The organism is Ruegeria sp. Alg231-54 (assembly GCF_900143525.1).
Lineage (GTDB): Bacteria > Pseudomonadota > Alphaproteobacteria > Rhodobacterales > Rhodobacteraceae > Ruegeria.
Window position 1 is genome coordinate 74,900 of record NZ_FREZ01000003.1, and the last position, 9,745, is coordinate 84,644.

Genomic DNA, 9,745 nt, shown 5'->3' on the forward strand with positions numbered 1-9,745 from the left:
AGGGCGGGGCAGAGCCCCGGTTGGTCAATCGACAAAGGCGCGTTCGACCACAAAAGTTGCAGGTTTGTTGTTCGCGCCCTCTTCCAGGCCGAACCCTTCCAGCGCGGCCTTGGTATCCTGCAGCATCGCCATCGAGCCGCAGATCATTCCGCGATCTGTTTCTGGTGAGATTAGCGGCAGGTCCAAATCATCGAACACTTTGCCCGATGCCATAAGATCGGTGATCCGACCTTTGAACGGATAGTCCTCACGCGTGAGGGTGCAATAGTGCCGCAAATTCTGTGCCATCTCGCCAACCAGCGGATCGGATTTGAGCGCCGCAACCAGTTCCTTGCCATAGTCCAGCTCGCCATTTTCCCGACAGGTATGGGTCAGGATTATTTCGTCGAACTTCTCATAGGTTTCAGGGTCGCGGATCAGCGATGCAAAGGGCGCTATGCCGGTGCCGGTCGAAAACATCCAAAGCCGCTTGCCGGGCAACAGCGCGTCATTGACCAGCGTGCCTGTGGGCTTTTTACGCATCAAAATCGTATCACCTTCGCGTATTCTCTGCAGGTGTTCGGTCAGCGGGCCGTCGGGGACCTTGATCGAATAGAACTCGATCTCTTCGTCCCAGCTGGGTGATGCGATGGAATAGGCGCGGTACACGGGTTTTTCCGCGTTCGGCAAACCAATCATCACAAACTCACCTGACCGAAACCGGAATGAAGCCGGGCGCGTGATGCGGAATTTGAACAGCCGGTCGGTGTAATGCTTCACTTCGGTAACGGTTTGGGCGAACACGCCCGCCGGAATGGGGAATTCAGTTTTGGTCGTAGAATCCAGCGACATATTAGTCTCCTATTCTGCCGGGGCATCCGACAAGAGCGCAAGCTTGCCTTCTTTGCCGTTCCAGTCGTCCGCGGCAGGCATCGGGTCTTTCTTTTCGGTGATGACGGGCCACGCCTCTGCGTATTTGCCGTTTAGTTCGACCCACTTTTCCATCCCATCCTCGGTGTCCGGGCGGATTGCGTCGGCGGGGCATTCCGGTTCACACACGCCGCAGTCGATGCATTCGTCCGGATGGATGACCAGTGTGTTTTCCCCTTCGTAGAAGCAATCCACTGGGCAAACTTCCACGCAATCGGTGAATTTGCAGTTGATGCAGTTTTCGGTGACGACGTAAGTCATGGAGTGCCTATTCGTTAGTATACGAATGAATATTCGTGAGAAATACGCGCCTGTCAATACGTTTCTGTACGAATGAAATTTTCCTGGGTCGGACTCTTGACCCAAATGCTAAAAAAGTTAGTGTACTAACGAAAATACGGCACTTCGACAGGGTGGCATGATTGACAAGCTGGTTGTCGAAACATCGGACTTATGCTGTTGGGGGAGATGCAGGATTCGATCCCGGACACAAGTTGGCCGATCGCAGCAGAGTTTTGAAAGGTTCAACCCATGAGCACACCCTTGCACGGATTGAAAGTGATCGAGCTGGCCCGCATTCTTGCCGGGCCCTGGATCGGGCAGACATTGGCTGATCTGGGGGCAGATGTACTCAAGATCGAAAGCCCCGAGGGTGATGATACGCGAAAATGGGGCCCTCCGTTTATCGAGCGCGATGGCGATAAGACAGCCGCCTATTTCCACGCGGCCAATCGGGGCAAGCACAGTATTGCATTGGATTTCCGGGATGCGGGTGATCGGGCCAAGTTGCTGGATCTGATCCGCGATGCGGATGTGTTGATCGAAAACTTCAAGGTTGGCGGGCTGAAGAAATTCGGTCTGGATTATGATGGCGTCAAACAGATCAATCCCCGCCTGGTCTACGCATCCGTAACTGGGTTCGGTCAGGATGGACCCTATGCCCATCGGGCAGGGTACGATTTTCTTATCCAGGGTATGAGCGGGATCATGGACCTGACGGGCGACCCCGGGGGAGAGCCGCAAAAGATCGGCGTCGCTTTTGCAGATATCTTCACAGGCCTCTACGGGGTGATCGGCATTCAGGCTGCACTTGCTGAACGAGAGCGCTCGGGGCAGGGACAGCACGTGGATCTGAGCTTGCTGGATTGCATGACGGGCGTTCTGGCCAATCAGGCGATGAATTATCTGGCCTCGGGTGCGTGCCCAACGCGACTGGGTAACGCCCATCCCAATATCGTGCCTTATCAGGTGTTTCCGGTGGCGGATGGGCACATCATCATCGCCTGTGGAAACGACCGGCAATATGCCAGCCTGTGCGAAATACTGGGCCTGCCGGGGTTGATCGACGATACACGGTTCATGTCCAACGCGGATCGTGTGGAAAATCGCGCTGCGTTGACTGAATTGCTGACGAGTTCCTGTCTGGAATGGACCAAGACCGATCTGTTGGCGGCCCTTGAACAACACGGCGTGCCCGGTGGTCCGATAAATTCAGTGCAAGAGGCGCTGAGCGACCCGCAGATTCAGCATCGCGAGATGCAGATCAACCCGGAAGGTGTGCCCGGTCTGCGCACTCCGATCCGGTTTTCCCGGTCTGAATTGCAGTTGGACAAGGCGTCTGCCAAACGGCCCGTCAAATCATGAGATTTTGCGCAAAATCCGGATCAGATTGCGCTGTTCGGCGGCCGTCAGTGGCTTGAGCGTTTCGTTGGTGATCTGCTGACCAACATCCTTCATCCGCGCTACCATGGCCTCGCCTTCGGGGGATAGCGAAATCAGCGTGCGTCGTTTGTCGTCCGGATCGGGTTCGACAACCGCAAATCCTTTTTGACGCAGGCGATCAACGACCCCTTTGATCGTCGCAACATCCATCGCCGCCAGCCGCCCCAATCGGTTTTGAGAGCACTTGCCCAAATCGGCAATGCGGATCAGGGCGGCAAACTGGGTGGGCGTCAGGCCGTCCAATGTGTGTGACTGGAAAATCGACGCGTGGCGCTGATTGGCCAGCCGCAAAAGATAGCCGACTTGCTCGTCAAGCGCATAGCTTTCAATCGATTCCGTCATGACGGCTCCTGCCTGATTCAATTGTTCGTACTATAATAATCAAAGCCATGTCCTTCCCACAAGACCAAGGTATTAGACGGCAAGATAGGTATTTGAAATTTCTGGGTTTTCGTCGAGATCAGCGAAACTGCCTTCAAACCTCATTTCGCCTTTTTCGATGATAAAAGCCCTGTCTGACACGATGCGCGCAAAGTGCAGGTTCTGTTCACTGATCAGCACCGACAGCCCTTCTCGTTTCAGTTCCGCAATCACGCGGGCCATCTGTTCAACAATGACCGGCGCAATCCCTTCTGATGGCTCATCCAACAGGACCAGCTTGGGATTGCCCATCAACGTGCGGGCAATGGTTAGCATCTGTTGTTCCCCACCCGAAAGTTGTTTGCCCAGGTTCTTGCGACGCTCAGCCAGATTTGGGAACAGCTCGAACAAGTGTTCCTGTGTCCATTCGGGTGCATCTGGACGTGGTTCGCGGCGTCCGACTTCGAGGTTTTCTTCGATGGTTAGATCTCCGAAAATACGACGGTCTTCGGGGACATAACCCATGCCAAGGCGACAGATCGCATGAGGGGTATTCCCCTGAACCTCGCGTTCGGCATAGCGGATGGTGCCATTAATGTGGCGCACTAATCCCATGATGGACTTCATGGTGGTTGATTTGCCCGCGCCGTTCCGGCCCATCAGCGCAACCACCTCGTTTTCGCCGACGCTCAGCGAAACACCGTTGAGGATTTGCGCACGGCCGTACCAGGCCCCAAGGTTTTTGACATCAAGCATGGGCGCTCTCCGCTTCAAAGACTGAGCCACCGCCCAGATATACCTCTTGGACCAATGGGTTGGTGCGGATTTCAGACCCTGTGCCTTCGGCGATCAACTCACCCCGGTTCAGGACCAGAATACGATGGGCGTGGGCAAAAACGACGTCCATGTCATGTTCGGTGAACACCACACTCACGCCGCCTTTGGCCACGATTTCCGCGGTCAACGCCATCAGGGCTAGCCGTTCGGACGGTGCCATGCCCGCCGTCGGTTCGTCCATCAGCAGTAGGGCGGGCTCATGCGCCAGGGCAATCGCCAGTTCCAGCCTTTTTAGATCGCCATAAGCCAATTCCGAACATGCCCGTCCGGCCTGGTCCTGCATCGAGACCAGTTCCAGAAGCGCCATTGCCTCGTCCACATACATCCGCGTTGCGCGTGAAAACAGGTCAAACACCCGGCGGTGATACGAGATCAGCGCCATCTGGACATTTTCCACAACGGTCATCGACAGGAAGGTTGCCGTAATCTGGAACGTTCGACCGACACCCATACGCCATATCTTGCGCGGCGGGTGGCCGATCAGGGCCTGGCCGCGCAAGGATACGGAGCCTGTATTCGGTTTTAGGTAGCCATTCAGCATGTTGAAACATGTGGTTTTGCCCGCGCCGTTGGGACCGATCAGGGCAAGGAATTCCCCTTCCTTCAGATCGAAATTCACATCCTTCACGGCCTGCACGCCGCCAAAGGATTTGGACAGGTTACGGACTTCGAGAACGTTGGTCATGCCCGGCCTCCTTTCAGGCCGCGCAGCAGGCGCTGGACACCGCCCGCAATCCCGTCAGGTGCCACTAGGACAACGATTAGAATGATGGCCCCGAAGATAAAGCGCCAGTAGTCTAACCGCGTGACCCAATCTTCGATCAGGACAAAGGCACCGGCCCCAAGGATCGGACCCGCCAGCGCGTGAATGCCGCCCAGAAGAACCATGATCAGACCGTCGATGCTCAGCGCGATGCCGAGGCTGTCAGGAAAGACGCTGCCCTTTGAAAATGCAAAGACGACCCCGGCCAAACCGGCAAAGCCACCCGCCAGCACAAAGCCCATCCATTGATGAAACCGGGTATCGATGCCGATCGATTCAGCCCGGGTCTGGCTGTCGCGTATGCCGCGCAGGATATAGCCGAACGGAGAGAAGGCCACACGACGCAAAGCCCATATTCCGCCGATACATAGGACGAAGGCGATGTAGAAATAAACCTTGTCGGAGCTGGCCCATTTGGCAGGCCATACGCCAAGGATGCCATCATCCCCGCCGGTGAATTCCTGCCATTGGAACGTGACACCCCATAGGATCTGGGCTGCGGCCAAGGTCAACATGGCGAGGTAAACGCCCGACAGCCGGACACAGAACCAGCCGAAGAACAGCGCTGCTATGGCCGCGCAAACCGGGCCGAAAAGCATAGCCGAGATCATGCCGAGGCCAAGGAATTTGACCGCCATCGCCGCGCCATAGGCGCCAACGCCGAAATAAGCGGCGTGCCCAAAGCTGACCATGCCGCCAACACCCATCATAAAATGCAGCGATACGGCAAATAACGTCGCGACCATCACATCGACCATCAGGACCGAAGTGAAATCAGCAGTGAACAAGGGGCTAAGCGCCAGCACCAGCAGCGCGGCCATCAGCACCATTGCTGATTTCTGATCCATCAGCGCCAGTGGTTGGTCCGGTTCTTCCGGCGCGCCCTTTTCGCTGCCGGGTTTGCCGAACAAGCCATGGGGCCGGAAGATCAGGACAATCGCCATAATGACGAAGGGTAAAACGATTGAGATTTGCGGGAAGATCAGGATTGCAAAAGCGTTCAGGACCGAGATCAGAACCGCCGCTACAAACGCGCCGGACACGCTGCCCATACCGCCAATGACAACCACGACGAAAGCCTCACCGATGATGGACAGATCCATCTGCAGCGATACCGCCTCGCGCGGGATTTGCAGTGCGCCACCCAATCCAGCCAAGAACGAGCCCAATACGAATGCTGCCGAAAACAACCAGGCTTGGTTGACGCCTAGCGCCCCGACCATCTCGCGGTCTTGGGTTGCAGCACGCACCAGAACCCCCCATCGCGTTTTGTGAAACAGCAGCCAGATGGCCAGCAATACGACCGGCCCGATAGCAATCAAGGCGAGGTCATATTCGGGAATTGGTTCACCCATGATGCGAACCGCGCTATCCAATCCCGGCGCGCGCGGGCCCAAAAGGTCCTCTGCGCCCCAGATCGCCAGCGTGCCATCCTGAAAGATCAATACGACGCCAAACGTTGCGACCAGTTGGAACAGCTCAGGTGCGTGGTAAATGCGGCGCAGGATAGTGAGTTCGATGATCAGGCCGATCACCCCGACGATCATTGCCGCCAAAATGACGCTGACCCAAAAGCCAAGGACGCTGCCGCTCCAGTGTGTAACCAGTGTGTAAGCGAGATAAGCGCCGACCATGTAGAACGAGCCATGCGCAAAGTTCACGATCCGCGTGACGCCGAAGATGATCGAAAGTCCGGATGCGATCAGGAAAAGCGAGGAAGCGTTCGCCAATCCAGTCAGTAGCTGTGCAAAATAGAACCCCATCGGGCCACCGTCCCTTGTTCGTGTTCTTTTTGTGGGGCGGGGCAGCTATTGCCCCGCCAAAGTCGGCTTATTCCGCCGGACGCAAGGCTGCTGCGTCGTCTTCGCTGGGCAAGTAATCAGCCCCGTCGGCATAGGACCAGTCGACCATCGATGGTTTGCCGTCGACCGTTCCCGTCTTGCCGACATAGGCGCCCATCGTGGACTGATGGTCAGCGGCGCGGAAGGTAAAAGGGCCGGTTGGGCTGCTGTCGACGGTCAGGCCCTCCATCGCGGCCAGCAGGGCGTCAGTGTCCTTGGAATCGGCCTTTTCCAACGCTGCGGCGATGGCGAGGATCGAATTATATCCAACGATAGAACCGGTTTTGGGTGCTTCGCCGAACTTCTCGATATAGGCATCAGCAAACGCTTTATGCTCATCCGTTGTGATGTCGGTCGAGGGGTATCCGGTGACAATCCAACCCTCAGGAGCTTCAGCCCCCAGCGGGTCGAGATATTCTGGTTCTCCGGTCAGCAATGATGCCACGTCGCGATCCTCGAACAGGAACCGCAGCGAACCTTCGCGAACAAATTTGGCCAGATCGCCGCCGAAGGTCACGTTGTAAATCGCATCCGGTTTCGAGGCCTCAAGCGCGCGGACAGTGGATCCTGCGTCGATCTTGAACAGCGGTGGCCATTGTTCTTCGACAAATTCCACGTCGGGGCGCAATTTGGACAGTTCGGATTTGAAGGCCTTCACCGCATCCTGCCCATAGGCGTAGTTTGGCGCGACAGTCGCCCATTTCACAGCATCCAACTTGGCGGCCTGTTCGGCCAGCATCGCGGCTTGCATGTGGGTCGAGGGGCGCAGGCGATAGGTGTATTTGTTACCTTTGGACCAGACAATCGCGTCGGATAGAGGCTCGGAAGCGATGAACAGGACTTCTTTCTGCTTGGCAAAATCGGAAACGGCCAGACCGATATTGGACAGGAAGGTGCCAAAGATCAGAACTGCACCGTCTTTTGAGACCAGTTCCTCGGCGATCCGGATTGCCGTGGCTGGATCACCGGTATCATCCCGGCTGATCACTTCCAGTTGCTTGCCGTCGATCCCGCCTGCGGCGTTGATTTGTTCGACCGCCAGTTGCCAACCTTTCTTGTAGGGCTCTGTAAAGGCGGGCAGACGAGTATAGCTGTTTACTTCACCCAAAACGATGGTGTCCTGGGCCAGGCTGACCCCAGCCGTCAAACCGGTGAAGGGCAGCGCCGCAAGCGCGCCCAGTACCGTGCGTCTGATCAGATTCATTTCAAATTCCTCCCAATGATCATTGTTCACGGCCAGTTATCCCGGCTTCTTAATGTGTTGTCAGCCCTAAAGAGCGCAGCTGCTACATTCAGCGCAGCCCGTCTTTGCCTTCTGCCTCCTCATTCGTCAGTCCGCCTACACGCGGCAGCGGTCGTCCGCTGTCGGTGACCGCAACTGCCACCATGATCTCATTCGCGCGGGGCGCGTCGTTTAACTGCACTTCGATGCCGTCAAAATGGCTGCGCACATAGGCCGCGTCCTTGTGACCAAGCGGTACGTCCAGTACCTGCCCCGGGCTGCCCATCTTCTTTGACGAGGGCACCAAAGCGGCACCTTTATCGACCTCTTTGCGCAGTGGTGCGCCCAGTTTGGGGTGCAGGATGGCGGCGGCATGTTCCAGCTCGCCATTCTCACCCACCATCGCTGATTTTCCGTAGCTTTCAGCCTGTTCCGGCGTGATGCCAAGGGCCTCGACGCAGCGGCGACCCAGCAGGGCGCCCAGCTCGGCCCCGGTGTCCATCAAGGGGGTCAGATCCTCGACATATTGCCCGGCAAAGGGGTTTTCGATCACGGCCACGGCCACCGCCTTGCGCGTGGCGGGCGAGATCGCACGGCCCGCCTCGATATGGGTTTCCTCAATGTTGACTGCGATCTTGCGGATCTTTGTCATCTTAGGCCGTCCTCTCCTTTGATGTCCCACGCCTCAAGCCCGCCCGAACGCGAATGCACCCGCGGCCCGGTTGTCATGACCAGCGAGAAAGCCAGCTCGCCTGCGCGCGGGGCGTCATTGCAACCCACCTCCATGCTGTCGAAATGGCTGCGCACATATGAGGCGTTGATATGCGTGATCGGCACATCCAGCCGCGCACCCACGCCGCCAACTTTTTTCGATGAAGGCACAATCGCATTGGCGGTGCCCAGCAACTGGCGCATTGCATAGCCACCCGGCGCGTGCCACAGCGCGCCGTGTTCCAGCTCGCCTCCTTCGCCAACCAAGGACCCTTTGCCGTACCCTTGGACGTTTTCCGGACCGCCCAACATGTCGATCAGGGTTTGCGCCATTTCCAAACCCAAAGGTTTGAGGTCATCCATAAAACCCTGAATTTCAGGTTCGTAGCGGCCTGCGAACGGGTTGGCGATCACGGCCATGGCAGCCACCCGCATAAGCGGGGTGTCGGACAGCGGTCCGCCTTCGTGATAGATTTCTTCAAGCGAAAACAGCTTCTTTCGCAGTTGAACGTCAGGCATATTGTGGAACCTTCTGAGTGGTTGAAATCACCAATCGGGACGCGCCCGTCTGGCAGGAGTGAGAGCCAAGAGACAGATGGGCGGCAGAGATCAAACCACGCCCAAGCATGGTCTCGGCAGTGTTCAGGCCGTGTGACAGGGCATTTTGAATATCTTGGGCAGAGAGTTGGCCGACAGAAACCGGAACGGGCAAGTTGCCCAAATCGCTGTCATTGCGCAGTTGATTGGCCGGAAGGCGCCGGATGGCCGGATGCCCGGGCAGATCAACCGCGTTAGCGATCAGCGTCGCTGCCACATCGGCCATTGCTGCGTTGCTGGCCAGCACTGTAACGCTGTCGGCGATGCCAAGGCTCAAGCTGCGTCCACCGCGACCCGACGTGGCAATGCCACCAATCTTGTCGCTTGCGCGGATAGCAATGCGGCCCAAGTTGCACCCGTCAAGCCCGCTCATGGCGATGCGATAGTCCTGACCCGTGCCCAGATGGACAGCGATATCTCCGCCATTGTTGACAGACGCGCGATCCAAAGGTGTGGCCTGTAGCATGGCCGCCAATACTTCGTCTGCAACGGCTCCGGCAACGGCGGCCATGCGTGTAACAAACACGTTGGAATGAGGGCGCGCAGCCTCATCCATACGGCGCGCTACCTGTCCTTGAGGGCGGGCGCATTCAGCGGTCATGGGAATTTTCAGCAAACCGAGTTCATCGACCAAGCCCTGCAGCAAGGATTGGAACCGTAACTGGGCAGCTTCAAATGCAATATCTCGTGCGCCATCCGCCTCGACGATCAGGTCGATCGGGCCGTGTTGCAGATGCAATCTGCGACCACACGGCAATATGGCAGAGACGGGGGGCATCTGAC

At 57.2% G+C, this 9,745-nt stretch carries 11 protein-coding genes; 1 reads left to right on the forward strand and 10 read right to left on the reverse strand.

Features of this window, described 5'->3' with window-relative positions:
- Nucleotides 1–24: 24 nt before the first annotated feature.
- Entirely contained in the window at nucleotides 25–831 is an 807-nt protein-coding gene (locus DHN12_RS07220) for a ferredoxin--NADP reductase (protein ID WP_108859582.1), read from the reverse strand.
- Between the two features lie 9 nt (nucleotides 832–840).
- Entirely contained in the window at nucleotides 841–1,170 is a 330-nt protein-coding gene (fdxA, locus tag DHN12_RS07225) for a ferredoxin FdxA (protein WP_108859583.1), read from the reverse strand.
- Between the two features lie 270 nt (nucleotides 1,171–1,440).
- Here fdxA and DHN12_RS07230 point away from each other — a divergent pair, with 270 nt between their 5' ends.
- Nucleotides 1,441–2,553, forward strand: coding sequence for a CaiB/BaiF CoA-transferase family protein (locus DHN12_RS07230; protein WP_108859584.1), 1,113 nt, complete (start codon nucleotides 1,441–1,443; stop codon nucleotides 2,551–2,553).
- On the opposite strand, the gene DHN12_RS07235 is transcribed toward DHN12_RS07230, so the two are convergent.
- From DHN12_RS07235 to DHN12_RS07270, 8 genes are all read right to left on the reverse strand, one after another.
- The gene (locus tag DHN12_RS07235; RefSeq protein ID WP_108859585.1) at nucleotides 2,548–2,973 is read right to left on the reverse strand and encodes a MarR family winged helix-turn-helix transcriptional regulator; all 426 of its coding nucleotides are present in this window, start codon (nucleotides 2,971–2,973) and stop codon (nucleotides 2,548–2,550) included. The genes DHN12_RS07230 and DHN12_RS07235 overlap by 6 nt on opposite strands.
- A 72-nt stretch (nucleotides 2,974–3,045) precedes the next feature.
- Nucleotides 3,046–3,747, reverse strand: coding sequence for an ABC transporter ATP-binding protein (locus DHN12_RS07240; RefSeq protein WP_108859586.1), 702 nt, complete (start codon nucleotides 3,745–3,747; stop codon nucleotides 3,046–3,048).
- Nucleotides 3,740–4,513 carry an ABC transporter ATP-binding protein gene (locus tag DHN12_RS07245; RefSeq protein WP_108859587.1) on the reverse strand — a complete coding sequence of 258 codons (774 nt, stop codon included), beginning with the start codon at nucleotides 4,511–4,513 and terminating at the stop codon, nucleotides 3,740–3,742. The genes DHN12_RS07240 and DHN12_RS07245 overlap by 8 nt, the downstream gene beginning before the upstream one ends.
- On the reverse strand, nucleotides 4,510–6,354 hold the full coding sequence (locus tag DHN12_RS07250; protein WP_108859588.1) for an ABC transporter permease: 1,845 nt from the start codon (nucleotides 6,352–6,354) through the stop codon (nucleotides 4,510–4,512). Before DHN12_RS07250 ends, DHN12_RS07245 begins: the two co-directional genes overlap by 4 nt.
- 67 nt (nucleotides 6,355–6,421) lie before the next feature.
- Entirely contained in the window at nucleotides 6,422–7,636 is a 1,215-nt protein-coding gene (locus DHN12_RS07255) for an ABC transporter substrate-binding protein (protein ID WP_108859589.1), read from the reverse strand.
- Nucleotides 7,637–7,724: 88 nt separating this feature from the next.
- Complete coding sequence (locus tag DHN12_RS07260) at nucleotides 7,725–8,306, reverse strand: amino acid synthesis family protein (protein WP_108859590.1); 582 nt, start codon at nucleotides 8,304–8,306, stop codon at nucleotides 7,725–7,727.
- Nucleotides 8,303–8,884, reverse strand: a complete 582-nt coding sequence (locus DHN12_RS07265; RefSeq protein WP_108859591.1) for an amino acid synthesis family protein — start codon at nucleotides 8,882–8,884, stop codon at nucleotides 8,303–8,305. The genes DHN12_RS07260 and DHN12_RS07265 overlap by 4 nt, the downstream gene beginning before the upstream one ends.
- Nucleotides 8,877–9,740 carry a UPF0280 family protein gene (locus DHN12_RS07270; protein WP_108859592.1) on the reverse strand — a complete coding sequence of 288 codons (864 nt, stop codon included), beginning with the start codon at nucleotides 9,738–9,740 and terminating at the stop codon, nucleotides 8,877–8,879. The genes DHN12_RS07265 and DHN12_RS07270 overlap by 8 nt, the downstream gene beginning before the upstream one ends.
- Nucleotides 9,741–9,745 lie beyond the last annotated feature (5 nt).

What these genes read in the sequence shown, in the direction of transcription:
- DHN12_RS07230 (WP_108859584.1), top strand. Translation starts at nt 1,441, where the DNA reads ATGAGCACACCCTTGCACGGATTGAAAGTGATCGAGCTGGCCCGCATT.
- DHN12_RS07255 (WP_108859589.1), bottom strand. Translation starts at nt 7,636, where the DNA reads ATGAATCTGATCAGACGCACGGTACTGGGCGCGCTTGCGGCGCTGCCC.
- DHN12_RS07260 (WP_108859590.1), bottom strand. Translation starts at nt 8,306, where the DNA reads ATGACAAAGATCCGCAAGATCGCAGTCAACATTGAGGAAACCCATATC.
- DHN12_RS07265 (WP_108859591.1), bottom strand. Translation starts at nt 8,884, where the DNA reads ATGCCTGACGTTCAACTGCGAAAGAAGCTGTTTTCGCTTGAAGAAATC.
- DHN12_RS07270 (WP_108859592.1), bottom strand. Translation starts at nt 9,740, where the DNA reads ATGCCCCCCGTCTCTGCCATATTGCCGTGTGGTCGCAGATTGCATCTG.
- DHN12_RS07220 (WP_108859582.1), bottom strand. Translation starts at nt 831, where the DNA reads ATGTCGCTGGATTCTACGACCAAAACTGAATTCCCCATTCCGGCGGGC.
- DHN12_RS07235 (WP_108859585.1), bottom strand. Translation starts at nt 2,973, where the DNA reads ATGACGGAATCGATTGAAAGCTATGCGCTTGACGAGCAAGTCGGCTAT.
- DHN12_RS07250 (WP_108859588.1), bottom strand. Translation starts at nt 6,354, where the DNA reads ATGGGGTTCTATTTTGCACAGCTACTGACTGGATTGGCGAACGCTTCC.
- DHN12_RS07240 (WP_108859586.1), bottom strand. Translation starts at nt 3,747, where the DNA reads ATGCTTGATGTCAAAAACCTTGGGGCCTGGTACGGCCGTGCGCAAATC.
- DHN12_RS07245 (WP_108859587.1), bottom strand. Translation starts at nt 4,513, where the DNA reads ATGACCAACGTTCTCGAAGTCCGTAACCTGTCCAAATCCTTTGGCGGC.
- fdxA (WP_108859583.1), bottom strand. Translation starts at nt 1,170, where the DNA reads ATGACTTACGTCGTCACCGAAAACTGCATCAACTGCAAATTCACCGAT.